The organism is Burkholderia aenigmatica, assembly GCF_048627025.1.
Taxonomy (GTDB): domain Bacteria; phylum Pseudomonadota; class Gammaproteobacteria; order Burkholderiales; family Burkholderiaceae; genus Burkholderia; species Burkholderia aenigmatica.
Genome location: NZ_CP184469.1, coordinates 1,179,590 through 1,197,368 on the forward strand (window position 1 = coordinate 1,179,590; position 17,779 = coordinate 1,197,368).

General features: G+C 68.4%; 12 protein-coding genes. 2 read left to right on the top strand and 10 right to left on the bottom strand.

Annotation, left to right across the window (positions count from 1 at the left end; translation table 11 throughout):
• Window positions 1-64 precede the first annotated feature (64 nt).
• The 5 genes from tagF to tssJ are packed head-to-tail and all read right to left on the bottom strand — an operon-like array spanning window position 65 to window position 7,632.
• Window positions 65-760, bottom strand: a complete 696-nt coding sequence (gene tagF / locus ACN8ZM_RS22370) for a type VI secretion system-associated protein TagF (RefSeq protein WP_089452968.1) — start codon at window positions 758-760, stop codon at window positions 65-67.
• Entirely contained in the window at window positions 742-4,368 is a 3,627-nt protein-coding gene (gene tssM, locus ACN8ZM_RS22375) for a type VI secretion system membrane subunit TssM (RefSeq protein WP_420212416.1), read from the bottom strand. The genes tagF and tssM overlap by 19 nt, the downstream gene beginning before the upstream one ends.
• A gap of 1 nt (window position 4,369) precedes the next feature.
• Window positions 4,370-5,692 (bottom strand): DotU family type VI secretion system protein, encoded by a 1,323-nt coding sequence (locus ACN8ZM_RS22380; RefSeq protein WP_043183750.1) that lies wholly within the window; start codon window positions 5,690-5,692, stop codon window positions 4,370-4,372.
• Window positions 5,693-5,707: 15 nt separating this feature from the next.
• Window positions 5,708-7,120 (bottom strand): type VI secretion system baseplate subunit TssK, encoded by a 1,413-nt coding sequence (tssK, locus tag ACN8ZM_RS22385; RefSeq protein WP_420212417.1) that lies wholly within the window; start codon window positions 7,118-7,120, stop codon window positions 5,708-5,710.
• Complete coding sequence (tssJ, locus tag ACN8ZM_RS22390) at window positions 7,117-7,632, bottom strand: type VI secretion system lipoprotein TssJ (protein ID WP_043183748.1); 516 nt, start codon at window positions 7,630-7,632, stop codon at window positions 7,117-7,119. The genes tssK and tssJ overlap by 4 nt, the downstream gene beginning before the upstream one ends.
• Window positions 7,633-8,262: 630 nt before the next feature.
• Here tssJ and ACN8ZM_RS22395 point away from each other — a divergent pair.
• Together ACN8ZM_RS22395 and tagH are read left to right on the top strand one after the other, a co-directional pair.
• Window positions 8,263-8,649 carry a TssQ family T6SS-associated lipoprotein gene (locus ACN8ZM_RS22395; protein WP_176130515.1) on the top strand — a complete coding sequence of 129 codons (387 nt, stop codon included), beginning with the start codon at window positions 8,263-8,265 and terminating at the stop codon, window positions 8,647-8,649.
• Window positions 8,650-8,693: 44 nt separating this feature from the next.
• Window positions 8,694-10,142 (top strand): type VI secretion system-associated FHA domain protein TagH, encoded by a 1,449-nt coding sequence (tagH, locus tag ACN8ZM_RS22400; RefSeq protein WP_420212418.1) that lies wholly within the window; start codon window positions 8,694-8,696, stop codon window positions 10,140-10,142.
• Between the two features lie 61 nt (window positions 10,143-10,203).
• On the opposite strand, the gene ACN8ZM_RS22405 is transcribed toward tagH, so the two are convergent.
• The 5 genes from ACN8ZM_RS22405 to ACN8ZM_RS22425 all read right to left on the bottom strand — a co-directional run bounded on the left by ACN8ZM_RS22405 (window position 10,204) and on the right by ACN8ZM_RS22425 (window position 17,683).
• Window positions 10,204-11,682: a sensor domain-containing diguanylate cyclase gene (locus tag ACN8ZM_RS22405; RefSeq protein ID WP_043183745.1), complete on the bottom strand. Its 1,479-nt coding sequence runs from the start codon at window positions 11,680-11,682 to the stop codon at window positions 10,204-10,206.
• Window positions 11,683-12,079: 397 nt separating this feature from the next.
• Complete coding sequence (locus ACN8ZM_RS22410; protein WP_043183744.1) at window positions 12,080-13,525, bottom strand: NAD-dependent succinate-semialdehyde dehydrogenase; 1,446 nt, start codon at window positions 13,523-13,525, stop codon at window positions 12,080-12,082.
• A gap of 151 nt (window positions 13,526-13,676) precedes the next feature.
• On the bottom strand, window positions 13,677-14,987 hold the full coding sequence (locus tag ACN8ZM_RS22415; RefSeq protein WP_420212419.1) for a c-type cytochrome: 1,311 nt from the start codon (window positions 14,985-14,987) through the stop codon (window positions 13,677-13,679).
• Window positions 14,988-15,003: 16 nt separating this feature from the next.
• Window positions 15,004-17,226 carry a molybdopterin cofactor-binding domain-containing protein gene (locus ACN8ZM_RS22420; RefSeq protein ID WP_420212420.1) on the bottom strand — a complete coding sequence of 741 codons (2,223 nt, stop codon included), beginning with the start codon at window positions 17,224-17,226 and terminating at the stop codon, window positions 15,004-15,006.
• A 1-nt stretch (window position 17,227) separates the two neighbouring features.
• Window positions 17,228-17,683: a (2Fe-2S)-binding protein gene (locus tag ACN8ZM_RS22425; protein WP_043183740.1), complete on the bottom strand. Its 456-nt coding sequence runs from the start codon at window positions 17,681-17,683 to the stop codon at window positions 17,228-17,230.
• Window positions 17,684-17,779 lie beyond the last annotated feature (96 nt).

Here is a 17,779-nt window from a genome sequence, read left to right on the forward strand (position 1 = left end):
CCTCTCGAAACCGCGTCCTGTCCGCCCGCCGCGCCCGGCGGCCCGCCATTCTTCGGCCGGGCCGCTAGCTGCCGCCGAACAGCGTCAGGAACAGCGCGTTGTCGGGCGTGCCCGTATGCGCATGCGTGCGCAGCGGCGATCCGTCCGCGCGGTTGGTCCACCAGAAACTCGTGCCGCCGTGCGGATCGAAGTAACCGGACAGTCCCGGCCACGCAGCCGGGGCCGGCCGTTCCGGCGGCGGCGCCGGCATGCCGTCGACGATGTCCGCGTACGTGTCGTCGCCCTGTGTGAGCCGCACGCGCTCCAGCATCTGCTCGAGATCGCCCGGCGCGCGTGCATGCCGGATCGCGTCGAGCAGCGCCTGGCCGACCTGCCAGTAGAACGTGTCGGCGGCATCCGGCAGCCCGTTCCAGTAATCGGCCGCGCGCATCGGCAGCGTGACGATCACCGGGTAGTAGCGCCCCACGCGGTCGCAGCTCGGCGCGAGGCAGCCCGGCTGCACGCACGACGCGCCGGCGCCCGCCGGAATCAGGAAATTCCAGACCGGCGCGACCGTGTAGTGGCGCTCGATCTCATCCGTGCCGCGCTGCCGCATCGCGGCCATCCCCTGCTGGAGCCAGCGCTCCCACCACAGCGCGAGCGCATGCGGCAGACGGCTATTCACGAAGTCGCCGGCGCCGGGAATCTTCCCGTACCAGGCCGGCGCATCGCCGTCGGTACGCGTGAACGGCGGGGTCGAGCTCATGGCTTCGGAGGGCATGTAAAGGACTCCATCTGGGGCAGCCTGAACGGGTTGCGGACACTGCCCGCATTCACTTGCAGCACGATCGGTTTGCCGTCGACCGTGAAGCGCGCAATCATCTGGTCGGAGCCGCGCCCGGCCGACACGGCCGCGCGGTCGAACAGCCGGTGCAGTGCCCACGGCCCGTCGGTCGAGAAGCCGTCGGTCGCGCCGGCCTGCCCCGATACCTGCAGCCGCACCTGGTTGCTGCCGCGCGGGCCCGGCCAGTCCACCGCGCTCTGCACCAGCGGGCCGTGCGCGTAGCGGACGATCTGCCCGTCGACGTCGAGCACCATCTCCGTGATCGACGGATCCATTTCGAGCGGCTGGATTTGCACCTTCAGTTGCGCGGTGCGTGCGCCGCCGCCGAAATAGACGTCGCGGATCACCGCCGCCTTCTCGAACGATGCAAGCATCGCGGCGGCCGATGGATCGGCGTCCGCATTGCGGTTCGCGAAGCGCCACGGATGCGACGTCGTATCGACGATCGACTGCAGGTTCTTCTGGAAGAAGTCGTCCATCAGGCCGCCGGGCGCGAACATCTGCGCGAAATCCGCCGGTGCGACGTCGCGCGACGAGCCGCGCGCGAATGGATAGCGGCCCGCGATCGCCTGCCGGCAGAAGTCGCCGACGTTCGCGCCGGCCCGCGTCGCGACGCTGCGCTGCTCGACGGTCGCGACGCTGCCGTTCGCGACGTTCGACAGGTCGTCGAGCACTTCGCGGAACGGTGTCGGCAGGCGGCCGGCCTGCGCGCGCAGCTTGGCGGGCGCGTCGGACGGCGGCGGTTGCGCGCCGCTGCGCAGCGCGTCGTCGGTGGCCGTCAGGTACGTGTACAGCGCGTCGATCGACTTCAACACCTCGTTGAACGCCTGCGCCTGGTCGCCGCTGCCCGGCGCGAACGCGCGCAGCCCGGCGAAGTGGCTGTCGACGATCTGCTCGGCGCTCGCGGGCGCCGCCGCGGACGCGCTCGCATTGCTGCCCTGGCCCGCGAAGATCTGCGACAGCGAGCTGCGCGCCTCGTCGACCTTGTCCTGCGCGCGCGCCGCGAGATTGCGCGCCCCGCCCGGCGCATCGCCGAGCGCCGTGTCGCGCGCGAGCGCAACCATGAGCCGTGTGAGTGGCGAATCGGCGGACGACAGCGCACGCGCCACCTGGATGCTCTGCGCGAGCGTCGCGGTGCGCTGCAGCTTGATGTCGGCGAGATAGTCGTCCCAGATCTTCAGGTAGTCGTTCAGGTACAGCTGGCGGATATCGCGGGCCCATGCGGCCGCGTCGTTCGGCCCCGGAATCTCGGAGAGCCCGAGGTTCAGCACCCACACTTCCTCGCGCCCGTACGCGTCGACCTCGCCGGCCAGGCGCGGCGCGAACACGTTGCGATAGCCGTTGCGCGTATAGAGGCCCGGCACGCCTTCCGACAGCGGCTTGCCGCTCTGACGGCGGAACACCAGCGACGCGTCGGGGCCGACTGCCCGCGCGACGCTGAAGTCGAACGCGGAGGTGGCCGGCCGCAGCGTGAGCGTGAGCTGCCGGTACAGCCGCTGCGAGAACGGCACCTGCCGCAGCCGGTCGCGCACGTCGGCCACGAGCCGCTCGTTCATCGGATACGGCGACACCGCGACGCGTCCGCCGAACAGCGCGGCGAGATGGGCACGCAGCGCGGAGCGCTCGGCCGGCGAGAAATCGGGCGGCAGCGCGCGTTCCATTTCGAGGTCGACGACGGCCTGCACGAACGCGGGATCGTAGTGCGCGCTGTCGTACAGCATCAGGTACGCCTTCAGCGCCGCATACGCGTATTCGGTCTCGTCGGGCCGTGCGTCGCGCAGCGCGGCTTCCATCCGGCTCGCGGCGATCGGCAGCAGCACGTCTTCGAGCGCGCGCCGGTACACGGCATCGACGGCTTCATCGATCTTCTCGCCCTGGAACAGCCCCCACCGATACGCGAGCGGCGGATGCTGCAGGTCGACGCCGCCCGCATTCGCGAGGCCGCCGAGCGCGTCGAGCACGGGCAGCAGGCGGGCGACGTCGGCCGCATCGGAGAATTTCGCCCCGGCAATCTGCGCATCGACGGCCGGTACGCGCGAGGCGATCTGGTCGAGATACGCGCGATTGTTCGAATAGCTGCGCAGCCAGGCGACCAGCACGGCCACGCACACCAGCGCGAGCAGCACGTAGCCGGCGATCTGCAGCACGCGCCGCTTCTGATGCCAGCGCAGATCGCTGCCGGCGAGCGCGGCTTCGCGGAAGATGTGCTCCTGCAGCAGCGACTTCAGGAAGAAGCTGCGCCCTGTCGAGCCGACCTGCGCGACCGGCGGCACGCCCTCGATCTTCAGGAAGCGCTTGATGCCGCTCATCACGCGATCGAACGCGGTGCCCTCCTGCGTGCCGCTCGTCAGGTAGACGCCGCGCAACATCGGCATCGGCTCGTAGCTCGACACGGAAAACACCTCGGCGACGAACTGGCCGAGCATGTCCTGCAGGTCGGCGATCTGCTGCGGCAGCAGGTACGTCATCTCGCGCTGTCGGGCGTCGGTCTGCGCGGCAAGCAGTTCGGGCAGTCCGTCGTTCAGTCGCTGGTGCAGCAGCCGGTATTCGCGGTCGAAGGCCGCGCGCAAGTCGAAGCCCGGCGCCTCGCTTTGCGCGAGCGGGAACGTGAAACCCCACACCTGCGCGCATTCCGTGCGGCCGTAGCTGCTGAAATACTCGGCGAAGCCCGCGAGCAGGTCGGCCTTCGTCACGAGCAGGTACACGGGAAAACGGATGCCGAGCTGCGCGCGCAGTTCGAGCAGCCGCTTGCGCAGCACCATCGCGTGCTGCGTGCGTTCGGCCTCCGACGCGCCAAGCAGGTCGGCCACGCTGATCGTCAGCATCGCGCCGTTGAGCGGCTGGCGCGTGCGGTACTTCTTCAATAGGTCGACGAAACCTTTCCACTCGGCCTCGTCGAGCGCGCGGTTGCCCTCGTGCGTCGTATAGCGGCCGGCCGTATCGATCAGCACCGCGTCGTTCGTGAACCACCAGTCGCAATGCCGGGTGCCGCCCACACCGCGAATCGCCGCGCGGCCGAACTGCTCTGCGAGCGGAAAACTGAGCCCGGAATTCACGAGCGCGGTGGTCTTGCCCGAGCCCGGGGCGCCGATGAACACGTACCACGGCAACTGATACAGATACTGGCGCGACATCCGGTCGAACCACTGCGACACGCCCTTGCGCGCGGTGTCGGCCTGGCCGAAGCGGACTTTCTTCAGCAGCGTCGCGGCTTCGTCGAAGCGGCTGCGCAACTCGTCGAGCTGCGCTTTGGCCGGATCGTCGGCGGTGGCCGGCCCCGGCGCGGCTTCGCGCAGCTGGTTCAGCAACTGCGCGTTGAGGCGGCCGGCACGCCAGCCGCGCCACGCGACGCGCGCGCCCCACGCGAGGAACAGCACTGCGATCGTCAGCCCGCGCGCCCAGCCGCTTTCGAGCGGCCGGACCTCGGCGAACGAGAACAGCGGGCCCGCGAGCCAGATGAAGCATGCGAGCACGACGAGACCGGCGAAAGTCCAGATTTCCCGCGACGGCAACGGCCGGACGAAACGCGCGACAGCCTGGTTCATGTCAGTTGGCTCCCTGCGTGGCGCTCGCGCCGACGGCGGCAGTGCCGGGCGCCGGCAGCAGCGTGATCTCGACGCGCCGGTTCAGCGCGCGGTTCGCCGGCGAATCGTTCGGCGCGACCGGGTCGAGCGTGCCGCGCCCTTCCGCCGCGAGCCGCTCCGGATGGTCGAGCCGCGCGGCGATCATGCCGCGCACGGCTTCCGCGCGTTCGCGCGACAGGTCCCAGTTCGACGCGAAGCGCGCGGTGTGCACGGGCGTGTCGTCGGTATAGCCGGTCACGCGCACGTTGCCGGGCACCTTGTTCAGCGCATCGGCCACGCGCGCGAGCACCGGCACGTAGCGGTCGATCACCGACGTCGAGCCGGACTTGAACAACCCGTCGCCGCGCAGCACGATCACGCTGCGATCGGCGTCGTCGCGCACCGACACGAGGCCGGCCGCGATTTCCGGTTCCAGGAACTTCGCGATGCGCGGCGCCGGCGCCGGGCGCGGCGGCGCCTGCGCGGGCTGCAGCTTCGGCACGTGCAGCGCGTCGATCGACGCGAACAGCCGATCCGAATGCCCGGCGAGCGCGATCCGCAGCCCGACGAACACGCCGAAGCCGATCAGCAGCGCGAGCGCCACGCATACCCACAGCGGCACGACGAAACGGCGCGCGACATCGCGCGTGACGACGTCGCGCCAGTGCGGCGACAGCGCCGGTTCGAATTCGCCGCGCACCGAGCGGATCGTCAGCGCGAGCTGGTGGCGTAGCGCGTCGAGCTGCGCATGACCGTTGTCGAGCACGCGATAGCGGCCCTCGAAACCGAGCGCGAGACAGAAATACAGCAGCTCGAGCAGGTCGAGATGCTGGCGCGGCTGCTGCGACAGGCGTTCGAGCAGGTGGAAGAACTTCTCGCCGCCCCAGGTCTCGTTGTGGAACGACACGAGCAGGCTGTGCGACGACCACACGCTGCCGCCCCACGGCGTCAGCGCGGCGGCCTCGTCGAGCGCGGTGCACAGGCAGTAGCGCGCGCCGATGATCGCTTCCGACGGCACGCCGGCCTCCTGCGCACGTGCCTCGAACTGCCGGATCTCGACGACCAGGTGCTCGCGCAGCCACGCCGGATTCGGGTGATGGACGGTCGAACGGATCTGCGGCACCAGGTTCAGCAACGGATTCGCCGCCGCGACGAGCGGGTTCGTGCCGCTCGCGGCCCAACGCCCCGGGCGCGGCTGCGTCGCGGTCGGGCCGGCCGTGCCCGCCGCGGACGGATGCACGCCACCCGGATTCGGCGGCACGAATCCGCCTGCGCCGGGGGAGATCGAATCGGAGGAGGAATTCATCGCGTCGCCCCGCCCTTACCCGCGTATCGCCCAGAACTCCATCGAGAGTCCAGGGAATTCGCCGGCGAAATGAAAAGCGAGACCGCCGGAGCGCGCCAGCTGCTTCCACAGGTCGCTGCCCTTGTCGATCTCGAAGTACGTATGGCCCGCGTGATACGGGATCTGCCGCGGCGCGACCGGCAACTGGCGCATCGTGATGCCTGGTAGCTGCAACTGCACGAGATCGCGGATCCGCTCGACCGGCCCGAGCTTCGCCTGCGCCGGAAAACGCGTGCGCAGGCTGTCGGCCGGCACGTCCGCGCGCACGGCGAGCACGAAGCCGGCCGTGTCGCGCAGCGCCGGGTCGGCCAGCGTCGCGACGCGGATGCCGTTGCCCGCGTCGCGCAGCTCGATCTGGATCGCGTTTTGTTCGAGCACCGTCGACAGCGACCGGCGCAGCTCGGTCATCAGTTCCGCGAAGCTCGTGCGCAGATCGTCGTGCACATAGACCGCGAGCGACTGCGGGCGCCGGCCGGCCGCCGTGAACGTGCTCAGGTCGCACGCAAGCTTCAGCCAGTCGCAGAACAGCGCCTCCGGATGCGTCGACACGTGCTGCTGCGCATGCCAGGTCAGCGCGAGATAGCGGTTCACGAGTTGCAGCAGCAGGAAATCCGCGACTTCCGACACGCCGCCGCGGCCGGGCTCCGACAACCGTGCCGCGAGCGCTTCGCTGCGTTGCGTGAGCAGCCCGTGCAGTTCGCGCGCATAGGCCAGCAGCACGGCGTCGTGCTGCGCGACGAGGCGCGGCGGAATGTAGCCGTCGTCGACGAGCAGCCGCGCGTCGGTGCGCCGCTCGACGATCCGCGCGACACCGAGCGCGTGCCAGTCGCCGGTCAGCTCGGCTTCGAGCATCAGCCGCACGTTCAGGCGGCCCGTCTGCAGCAGCGCGGGGCCGAGCGCGACCGCGTTCGCGTCGGCCACTTCGTATTCGCGCACGACGTAGCGCGCGACATCCGCACTGCCATTAGCGCCGTTCGTGCCGTTCGCGCCATTGCCTCCGGCTGCACCTGCCCCGAACGACACCTCCTCGCCCCCGCCGCGCCACAGCGGCAGCGCGAGCACGACGAGCTGGTCTTTCGCATCGGCCGGCACGTCGAGCGGCTCGGGGAGATCGTCCGGATGGGACAGGTCGAACGGTGTGCCGTCGCGCATCACGCCCGACGCGGTGCGCAGCGCGACCTTGCCGAGCGCCAGTTGCTCGCGATCGAGCTCCAGCGTGTCGAAGCCCCAGTAGAAGCCCTGCAACGGCAGGCAGCGCAGCGCGACGTAGCGTTCCCAGTGCCGTTCGAGCTGCTGGAAATGCTGCGGCCGCAGGAACATCCCCTCGGTCCACACCACCCGCTGGCGGAGCGCCGCGACCGGCGTCGCGGACATCGTCGGTTCAGTCATGGGCGCCCCTTCGCATCGTTCAGCGCGATGCCGCCATTGCGTATGGCGATCGACAGCTTCAGCTCGCCCGGCGACGTCTGCCAGAACTTGTAGAGGTTGAGCTGCTTCGCGCGCGGCAGCGGCACCGTCAGCCGCCAGCGGTTCTTTTCGAGCATGCGGTATTCGGCGACCACGCCGATCGCACCCGCCTCGACGTTGCCGCGATAGTGCAGCGTGCGCGATTCGCCGGGCCGCAGGATCACGCGGTCGGTGCCGAGCAGGTCCGCGCCGAGCACGTTCTCCGGCTTGTCCTGCAGCGAGAAGAAATCCGCGCTGTCGAACGACGACGCCGCGCGGAGCTGGAACACCTTCAGCACGATCGGCGAAGGCTTGCGGTTCATGTCAGGGTTGACGTCGGGTGCAACGTCAACCGTGATCGCATACGGCACTGCCGCGGCGTGTTCCGTCGCGCCGCATCCCGGCAACAGCATCACGCATCCCCATACGATGAAACTGCTCGACCGCCATTGCATATTCCACCCTCGCCACCCAATAGCCACGCGCCGGTTTTCGACTGCGAAACCGGATGATCTGATTGAAAAAGGGACAATTAATTGATCGGTAATTGTGTAACCTGCATATCCATTCATTGCAATCCGTGTCGGCAAATTATTCTTGTAAAAAGCCGGGTCATATCATTCAGGGTTTTTGAAAGTCGATTTGGCGAGATGATGGGCAATTGAATTGAGATTGGTAAATTAATGGCAACAGTTAATCCGACCGGTGCGCCTGGGCGGCCCGGTTCTATGGCGTGGACACCTGTCGGATGGCTCGGGGGCGCAAGCCGGCCGGCCGCCGGGCAAGGGGCGCCCGCGACACGGAGGGTGTGCCAGGCTATTCGTTTCGCACGAACGGACGGGCCGTTTTTTCGAGCATTGACGTGCGCTGACCAAACAACTGACGAATCCGAAAAACACAGCGAACTATAGGCCGTTTTTCTGGATTCACAAGCACTGAAATTCGTAGTCGATTCTGCATTCAAGTGGAAATGAATCGGCCAAATGAAACAAAACGTAACAGCCGGTTCGATGCAGATGATTGGCACTAGAATCCAACAGCGCTTGTGTGCCACCTTCCAATTACGCCAATTTTTAATTTCAATAATGAAAGGTCGTTCATCGCTCGTGTTTTTCCTCGGCGCATTGTTGCTGGGGGCCGGCGGGTGCAGTACGTCCCCGACACAGTCGGCTGCACGCGCGACGGTCGATAGCGCGCGTGCCGCGTACGACAGCGGCGACTACGGGCGCACGATCGCGCTGCTGAGCCACGCGAAGGAGATCGACGGCGCCGACACCGACACGCAGGTGGCCGCGCACAAGCTTCTCGCGTTCAGCTATTGCGTGACGAACCGCATCACGCCGTGCCGCGCCGAGTTCTCGAAAATTCTCGACCTCAACCCGCGCTTCGACTTGTCCCCTGCCGAGAAGGGGCATCCGATCTGGGGGCCCGCGTTCGAATTCGCGCGCCGCAGGCATGCGTCGTCATCCTGAACGAACCGGCTTCCACGCGAGCGCTTCACCGAGCGACGTATGACATGCAACTGATCGTGATCGAACATGCCGGCGAGCCGGTCGAAAACGACTCCTACGACGCCGTCGTGTTTCATCCGCCGGGCGGCACCATCGGCCGGGCCAGCGACAACCATCTGGTGTTGCGCGACGACACGCGGCAGATCTCGCGGCTGCAGGCGCTGCTGCAGGTCGGCGACGACGCCTGCCTGCTGAAGAACCTGAGCAGCGTCTCGACGATCGAGGTGAACCGCGAGCCGGTCGGCTATGCGCAGGAGCGTCCGCTCAACACCGGCGACATCATCCGCATCGGGCCGTATGTGCTGCGCGCCGAGCGTGACGATGGCGGCGATGGCGACGCGGCACCGGTCATCGACATGGCGCGCGATACCGGCGTGCACGTCGATACGCAGGCGCAGGCGCGAGCGTCAGCGGCGCCCGCGCAAGCTTCGTCTTCGCGGGTCGATACGAAAGGCGGCGGCAACCGGCTGTGGGGGCTCCTGCAGGATCGTCTCGCGCCGCGCGGCAAGACGGCGGACGCCGGTACCCGGCCAGGTGGCCCGGCTCGTGCGGACGCCGCCCAGCCGGCGAACCGCGCAGCGCAGGCCGTACCGCCCGCGCCGTCGCAGCGCGACCTGAACCAGCTATCGACCGATCCGCTCGACCTGTTCACGCAGTCGTCGGGCGATATCGGCGCAACGGGCACGGCGGCGCAAGTCGATCGTGGCCACGCGGATCGCGAAGCGTCGTCCACGACACAGGCCGACCACGCGCCCGAGTGGACGCAACACGTGCGTGTGCAACCGGCCGCCGCGCGCGCCGCCGATACGCAGCCCGTCGACGAACCGGCGCCGCATGCCGCCCGCGCGCCGACGCCCGATGAACTGCTGAGCGCGTTCTTCGAAGGCGCGGGGCTCGATACGGCCGCCGAATCGCATCAGTGGTCGGCCGAGCAGCTGTACATCGCGGGCCAGTTGCTGGCGCTGTTCGCGAACGGCACGGTCGAGCTGCTGTCGTCGCGCAGCATCCTGAAGCGCGAAGTGAAGGCGCACATGACGATGCTGCTCGACCGCGAGAACAACCCGCTGAAGCTGCTGCCGGACGGCGGTGCGGTGCTGCGGCAGATGTTCGGGCTGCCGCTGCCGGGCTTCATGTCGCCGCAGAGCGCGGTCAGCGACGCGTTCCAGGATCTGCATGCGCACCAGATCGGCATGGTCGCCGGCATGCGCGCCGCGTTGATGGACCTGCTGACGCGCTTTTCACCGCAACGGCTGCGCGAGCGGGACGACGCGATGCGCTGGTACGAGAAGCGCGTGCCCGTGCTGTACAAGGCGAGGATGTGGGATCGCTACGCGGCCACCCATCGCGACACGGTGTTCGCGATCGAGGACGACTTCGCGTCGGTGTTCGGCAAGGCGTTCCTGGCGGCGTACGACGCGGAAGTGGAAAGCTATCGCGGCAGCGGCCGGCATTGAGCGCCGAGCCTTGAACGGCACGCCCGCCATCGGCAGCGGGCGATGCGTGCCGGCGGTGGCGTCAGTTGCCGGTTTCATGCGAGGCGACCTTGTTTCGCCCCGTTTCCTTCGCGTGGTACAGCGCTTCGTCGGCCGCCTTGATCACCGATTCGACCTCCCCTTCCTGCCCGGGCGCCCAGCTCGCCACGCCGATACTCGCGGTGACGCGCCCGAATTCGCTTTCCGCATGTTCGATCGCCAGTCCGTCGATGGCGGCCCGAATCCGTTCGGCGATCTCGGTCGCACCCGTCGCCGGCGTATCGGGGAGGATCACGACGAATTCCTCGCCGCCGTAGCGAGCCGCGGTATCCGCGGGACGCCGGATGTTGTCGCCGATGCACCGTGCAACCGCCGTCAGCGCGTCATCGCCGGCCTGGTGACCATACGTGTCGTTGTAGGCCTTGAAGCGGTCGACGTCGACGAACAGCAGCGAAAACACCGAACGGGCACGGCGTGCGCGGCGCCATTCGAGGTCCAGCACTTCCCCGAACGAGCGGCGATTGTTGAGCCCGGTGAGGCCATCGGTGCGTGCCAGCATCACCAGCTCGGATTCGGCGCGCATCCTGCGCCGCAGCTGGGTGCCCAGCAAGAACGACAGCACGATGAACGCCGCGCCGAAGGTGGCCACCAGCGCGCCGATCGTGATCGCCCGGCGCCGCCACGCGGCGTAGATGTCCTGCTCCGCCTCGGCGACCATGATGATCATCGGCAGGTGCGGCAGCGTCTTGAAGTAGTACAGGCGCCGCACCTTGTCGATCGTCGAGGTGTCGAGGAACGAACCTTCCGGCGCCGTCATGAAGTGGCGAAACGTCGCCGCCTGGCTGATGTCGCGACCGATGGTGTGCACGTCGTACGGCTGGCGCATGAACATGATGCCGTCCCTGCCGACCAGCGAGATCGCGCCGTGCGAGCCGAGCGCGAGGCCGGCGAACAGCGTGTGGAAATACTCGAGATTGACCGCGATCATCACGATGCCGCCGAACGAGCCGTCCGGATTCGACACGCGGCGCGTCAGCGCCACGCTGAGCGAGCCGCCGCGCAGGCGGGACGCGTAGGGATCGCTGATGTAAAGCCCGGCGTTCGGATTGTCGCGATGAACCGTAAAGTATTTGCGGTCGCCGAAATTGCCCTGTCGCGGCACGTCGGTCGCCGAATCCAGGATGATGTTGCCGGCCGAATCCAGCACGAGCATCGAGCCGAGAAATTTCGCCGTCATCGCGTGATCGAACAGGACGCCGCGCCGCAAGGCCGGCGACGCCGCCATCACGTCCGGCCGCTGAAGGCCCTGGATCACCGCCTCCAGCGACAGGCCGTACAGTTCGATATTGCGTTCGATGTCGCGCTCGGCGACGAGCGCCAGGTTCCGCGACGTATCGCGTGCGCGATCGAGCGCGTCGTGACGGCTCTGAAACAACTGCAACACGCAGAGCCCCATCAGCGCGCACGCTATCAAGGTCCCCGCCAGCACAACGTAGTACGGCGCTGCCGACCGCGGATGCATCCGTTTCCTCTCAGGTTAGGCCGACGCTCACGCACCGGTTGTTATGGTTTGTTCTGAATAACCTATACCAAAAAGTGCGACATCCGGGTACGAGGTGCAGTCCGAACTTGCCAGGTGGCTGACGACGTGAGCCGAGCGGTGTCGGGCGGATCGTGTTCCGTGCGAGTCGGCACCGGATGCCGGTATCGATTCACCGAGGGGCGTGGCGTGTGGCGTTGCCGATGATGGAATTGAAACAATCCATCCGCAGTGGCACGCACAGTGAAATGCCGGGCGGGTTGCCGTTCGAATGTACGGCAGGCGGGAAAAGCTGGCGAGGGACCGGGCATGCCGCCCGGCCCGTGCCGACCGCGCGCGCCACGCCCATGGCGCCGCGCACGCGATCGATCGACGACCGTCAGACGGCCATCACCGTCACCGACTTCGTGACGAGGTACGGCTCGAGCGCTTCCGGCCCGCCTTCCGACCCGTAGCCCGAGTCCTTCACGCCGCCGAACGGCATTTCCGGCCACGGCGTGGCCGGCTGGTTGATCCACAGCATCCCGACTTCGAGGCGCTGCGTAAGCAGGTGCACGTTCGCGAACGAACGCGTGAACGCGTAGCCGGCGAGGCCGAACGGCAGGCGGTTCGCTTCCGCGATCGCGTCTTCGAGCTTGTCGAAGCCGCGGATCGCCGCGACCGGGCCAAACGGCTCGTTGTTGAACACGTCCGCTTCGAGCGGCACGTTCGCGATCACGGTCGGGGCGAAGAAGTTGCCTTCCGAGCCGATCCGCTCGCCGCCGGTTTCGATGCTCGCGCCGACCTTGCGCGCGTTGTCGACGACCGACGCCATCGCGGTGAGCCGGCGCGGGTTCGCGAGCGCGCCGAGCGTCGTGCCTTCCTCGAGGCCGTTGCCGACCTTCAGCCCTTCCGCATGCTTGACCAGCGCGCGCGTGAATTCGTCGCGGATGCTGTTGTGCACGAGAAAGCGCGTCGGCGAAATGCAGACCTGCCCGGCGTTGCGGAACTTCGCGCCGCCGGCGGCCTTCACCGCGAGCGCGACGTCGGCGTCCTCGGCGACGATCACCGGCGCGTGCCCGCCCAGCTCCATCGTCGCGCGCTTCATGTGCAGGCCGGCCATCGCGGCGAGCTGCTTGCCGACCGGCGTCGACCCCGTGAACGTGACCTTGCGGATCACCGGGTGCGGGATCAGGTACGACGAGATTTCAGCGGGATCGCCGTACACGAGGCCGATCACGCCGGCTGGCACGCCTGCATCGACGAAGGCGCGCAGCAGCGCAGCCGGCGACGCGGGGGTTTCTTCCGGCGCTTTCACGAGGAACGAGCAGCCGGTTGCCAGCGCGGCGCTCAGCTTGCGCACGACCTGGTTGACCGGGAAGTTCCACGGCGTGAAGGCGGCGACCGGGCCGACCGGCTCTTTCACGACGGTTTGCTGTGCGCTGAGGTTGCGCGGCGGCACGATCCGGCCGTACACGCGGCGGCCTTCGTCCGCGAACCATTCGATGATGTCCGCCGCCGACAGCACTTCGACGCGCGCTTCGGTGAGCGGCTTGCCCTGTTCCTGCGTCATCAGCTGCGCGATCGCGTCCGCGCGTTCGCGCACCAGCGCGGCCGCCTTGCGCATCGTCGCCGCACGCTCGTGCGCGGGCACCTTGCGCCAGGCTTCGAAGCCGCGTTGCGCGGCGGCGAGCGCACGGTCGAGATCGGCGATGCCCGCGTGGGCCACCTTGCCGATCGGCTTGCCGGTCGCCGGGTTCACGACGTCGATCGTCTTGCCGCTCACGGCGTCGACCCACTCGCCGTCGATCAGCAGTTGCGTATCCGTATAAGTCACGTTAGCCATCCAGACACCCCTACATTGCGTCGATAAACGCGCGCTGCCGCGAACGGCCGCGCGCCGGTTGACAGAAAACACCAGGCCGCCGGGCAGGCACGCACCCGGCGGCAGTGACGGCGGGCACGCCGGCCCGCCATCGTTCCGCATGGGGCCGCGCTCAGCGCGCGGCCGCCGTCGCCTTGCGGAGTTTCGCGACGTCCGCCGCCTGCACCGCTGGCGCGCCGTTGTTCCAGCCGGCGCGCATGAACGTCAGCACGTCGGCGATCTGCTGGTCGTTCAACTGGTTCGAGAACGCCGGCATCGGATACGCGGACGGCACGCCATCGATCACGAGCGTCTCGCTGCCGTTCAGCGTCACGTTGATCAGCGACGCGGCATCGGCTTCGAGTACGTTCGGATTGCCGGCGAGCGGCGCGAGCAGCGGCGCGTAACCGCGCCCGTCCACGCCGTGACAATGCAGGCAGTAAGCGTTATACACCTTCGCGCCCGGATCGGCTGCCGGCCGGCCCAGCGCGACCTGCGTCGCCTTCGGATCGTAGCGGTACGGCGGTGCGCCCGTGCCGCCCGTCGCCGGCAGCGATTTCAGGTAACGGGAAATCGCCGCCAGATCGTCGTCGGAGAGCGCCTGCGTGCTGTGGTTGATCACGCTGACCATCGAGCCGAACGCTGTCGCATGGCGGTTCGCGCCGGTCTTCAGGAACTGCGCGACCTCCGCCTCGTTCCAGCGGCCGAGCCCCGTGTTGGGCTCGCCGGTCAGGTTCGACGCGAACCAGTTGTCGATCGGCGCGCCCGACAGGAATGCCGCGCCGCCTTCGTCGAGCGCCTTCTCCTGGAAGCCGACACCGCGCGGCGTGTGGCACGACCCGCAGTGCCCGAGCCCCTGCACGAGATACGCGCCGCGGTTCCACATCGCGTCCTTGGACGGTTTGTCGGCATAAGGCGTCGTGTCGAGGAACACCATGTTCCACAACGCGAGCGGCCAGCGCATGTTGAGCGGCCACGGGATGTCGGACGGCCGGTTCGCCTGCTTCACCGGTTCGACGCCGTGCATGAAGTACGCGTACAGCGCCTTCACGTCGTCGTCCTTCAGCTTCGCGTACGACGGGTAAGGCATCGCCGGATACAGGTTGTGACCGTCCTTCGCGACGCCCTTGCGCAGCGCGCCGGCGAATTCGGCTTCCGTATAGCCGCCGATGCCCGTGTCCGGATCGGGCGTGATGTTGGTCGTGTAGATCGCGCCCATCGGCGTGACCATCTTCAGGCCACCCGCGAACGGCGTGCCGCGCGGCGCGGTGTGGCACGCGACGCAGTCGCCCGCTTTCGCGAGATACGCGCCGCGCGCGACGAGCGCGCTGTCGGGCGTGGCGGCCTGTGCGGTGGCGGCGGTGCCCAGCGCGCAGAGCGTGCCGATGGCGATCAGCGACGCACGAAGGGCGTGAGCAGCACGGGTCAGGGTCAGATTTCGCATCTCTTGTGTCCTCCCCTTACGCCGTCTTCAGCTGGTCGCCGACCGGCAGCTTGCGCAGCCGCTTGCCGGTCGCCGCGAAGATCGCGTTCGACACCGCCGCGGCCGTCGCGGCCGTGCCCGGCTCGCCGATCCCGCCCGGCGCTTCACCGCTTTTCACGAGATGGACCTCGATCGGCGGCGTCTCATTGATCCGCAGCATCCGGTAGTCGTTGAAGTTGCTCTGCACGACGCGGCCGTCCTCGATCGTGATCTCGCCATACAGCGCGCCCGTGATCCCGAAGATGATGCCGCCCTGCACCTGTGCCTCGATCGTGTTCGGGTTGACGACCATACCGCAATCGACCGCACACACGACACGCTTCACCTGCACCTCGCCGTTATCCACCGCGACGTCGACGACGATCGAGAAGAAGCTGCCGAACGCGTGCATCACCGAGACGCCGCGCCCTTGCCCCTTCGGCAGCGCCGGGCCGCCCCAGCCGGCCGCCTTCGTTGCGACGTCGAGCACGTTGCGCGCGCGCGGTGTCTTGTCGAGCAGCGCGCGGCGATACTGCACCGGGTCGGTCTTGGTCTGCGCGGCCAGTTCGTCGATGAAGCTCTCGACCACGAACGTGCCGCGCGTCGGGCCGACGCCGCGCCAGAACGCGGTCGGGATGTGGCGCGGCTCCTGGCGCACGTAGTCGACCAGCTGGTTCGGCAGGTCGTACGGCAGCTCGGCGGCAACCTCGACCGCATCGGGATCGACGCCGTGCTGGAACGCCGGCGGCGCGAAGCGCGCCATGATCGACGAGCCGACGATCCGGTGCTGCCACGCCACCGGCTTGCCGTTCGCGTCGAGGCCAGCCGAGATCCTGTCGTAGTAGCACGGCCGGTACATGTCGTGCTGCACGTCTTCCTCGCGCGTCCAGACCACCTTCACCGGTGCGTTGACCTGTTTGCCGATCTTCACGGCCTGGCCGATCATGTCGGTCTCGAGCCGCCGGCCGAAGCCGCCGCCGAGCAGGTGGTTGTGCACGACGATCTTCTCGGGCGCGAGGCCCGTGAGCTGCTGCACGGTATCGCGCGCCCGCGTCGGCACCTGCGTGCCGACCCAGATCTCGCAGCCGTCGCCGCGCACGTGCACCGTGCAATTCACCGGTTCCATCGTCGCGTGGGCGAGCAACGGCTGTTCATAGACGGCATCGACGCGCGTCTTCGCATTCGCGAATGCCTTGTCGACGTCGCCGTCCTTGCGTGCGACCGCGCCCTTGCCGTTCGCCGCCGCATGCGCGAGATCCGCGAAAAGATCCTTCGTCGAGACCTTCGCGTCCGCGCCTTCATTCCACTTCACGACCAGCGCCGATGCGCCGCGCTTCGCGGCCCACGTGTGATCGCCGACCACCGCCACCGCGTTGTCGACGCGCACGACCTGGCGCACGCCGGGGATCTTCTTCGCGGCCGCATCGTCGACGCTCGCGACCGTGCCGCCGAACACCGGGCTGTTCACGATCACCGCGTACAGCATGCCGGGCAGGCGCACGTCGAGCCCGAACTGGGCCGTGCCGTCGACCTTTTCCGGCGAATCGAGCCGCTTCGCGGGCGTGCCGATCAGCTTGAAATCAGCCGGCTTCTTCAGCGCGACATCCTTCGGCACCGGCAGCTTGGCCGCCGCATCGGCGAGCTGGCCGTACGACGCGCGCCGGCCGCTCGGCGGATGCTGCACCTCGCCGTTCGCGGCGCGGCAGGATGCCGGATCGACATGCCATTGCTTCGCGGCGGCCGCGACCAGCAGCGTGCGTGCGGTCGCACCTGCACGGCGCAGCGGTTCCCACGCGTAGCGAATCGACGTCGAGCCGCCGGTGAGCTGGCCGCCGAGCAGCGGATCGAGGAACAGCTTCTCGTTCGGCGGCGCATGGTCGAGCGTCACGCTCGACAGCGGCACTTCGAGTTCTTCCGCGACCAGCATGGGAATCGACGTATAGACGCCCTGCCCCATCTCGACCTTCGGCATCACCAGCGTGACCTTGCCCGCGCGGTCGATCTGCACGAACGCGTTCGGCGCGAACACGCCGGCGCGCGCGGTTTCATCGCCGTCGCCGCCGATCACCGAACGGCGCGCATCGTCGCCCGCGGCCGGCAGGCTGAAACCGAGCAGCAGGCCACCGCCCGCCGCCGCGCCCAGCGACATGCCGAGCTTGAGGAACGAACGGCGCGACACGCCCGCGCCGGCCCGACCTGCTTCGATCAGTCCTCGCGACATGTCAGGCCTCCTTGGCGGCTTGCTTCACGGCCGCGCGAATCCGGTTGTACGTGCCGCAGCGGCAGATATTGCCGGCCATCGCCGCGTCGATGTCGGCGTCGCTCGGGTTGGGGTTCGATGCGATCAGCGCGGTGGCGGCCATCACCTGCCCCGACTGGCAATAGCCGCACTGGACGACGTCGAGCTCGCGCCACGCCTGCTGGACCTTGTGGCCGGCCGGCGTCGCGCCGACGGCTTCGATCGTCGTGATCTTGCGGCCCGCGACGGCCGCGACCGGCAGCACGCACGAGCGCGCGGCGACGCCGTCGAGATGCACGGTGCACGCGCCGCACTGGGCGATCCCGCAGCCGAACTTCGTGCCGGTGAGGCCGACGACGTCGCGCAGCACCCAGAGCAAGGGCATGTCGTCGGGGGCGTCGACCGAGCGGGTTTCGCCGTTGATGTTGAGGGTGATCATTCAGCCTCCGGGGCCGGTGTATTGGGGAGGTGGCGCGAACGGCGCGCCGCGTGGTGTTGTCATCGCCGCCGCGGGCCGTGCGGCGGGTGCCGTGCG

Bases quoted from the DNA above. Each gene is read 5' to 3' on its own strand.
- tssM (WP_420212416.1), bottom strand. From the start codon at position 4,368: ATGAACCAGGCTGTCGCGCGTTTCGTCCGGCCGTTGCCGTCGCGGGAA.
- tagF (WP_089452968.1), bottom strand. From the start codon at position 760: ATGCCCTCCGAAGCCATGAGCTCGACCCCGCCGTTCACGCGTACCGAC.
- tssK (WP_420212417.1), bottom strand. From the start codon at position 7,120: ATGACTGAACCGACGATGTCCGCGACGCCGGTCGCGGCGCTCCGCCAG.
- ACN8ZM_RS22380 (WP_043183750.1), bottom strand. From the start codon at position 5,692: ATGAATTCCTCCTCCGATTCGATCTCCCCCGGCGCAGGCGGATTCGTG.
- ACN8ZM_RS22425 (WP_043183740.1), bottom strand. From the start codon at position 17,683: ATGATCACCCTCAACATCAACGGCGAAACCCGCTCGGTCGACGCCCCC.
- ACN8ZM_RS22410 (WP_043183744.1), bottom strand. From the start codon at position 13,525: ATGGCTAACGTGACTTATACGGATACGCAACTGCTGATCGACGGCGAG.
- ACN8ZM_RS22415 (WP_420212419.1), bottom strand. From the start codon at position 14,987: ATGCGAAATCTGACCCTGACCCGTGCTGCTCACGCCCTTCGTGCGTCG.
- ACN8ZM_RS22405 (WP_043183745.1), bottom strand. From the start codon at position 11,682: ATGCATCCGCGGTCGGCAGCGCCGTACTACGTTGTGCTGGCGGGGACC.
- ACN8ZM_RS22395 (WP_176130515.1), top strand. From the start codon at position 8,263: ATGAAAGGTCGTTCATCGCTCGTGTTTTTCCTCGGCGCATTGTTGCTG.
- tagH (WP_420212418.1), top strand. From the start codon at position 8,694: ATGCAACTGATCGTGATCGAACATGCCGGCGAGCCGGTCGAAAACGAC.
- ACN8ZM_RS22420 (WP_420212420.1), bottom strand. From the start codon at position 17,226: ATGTCGCGAGGACTGATCGAAGCAGGTCGGGCCGGCGCGGGCGTGTCG.
- tssJ (WP_043183748.1), bottom strand. From the start codon at position 7,632: ATGCAATGGCGGTCGAGCAGTTTCATCGTATGGGGATGCGTGATGCTG.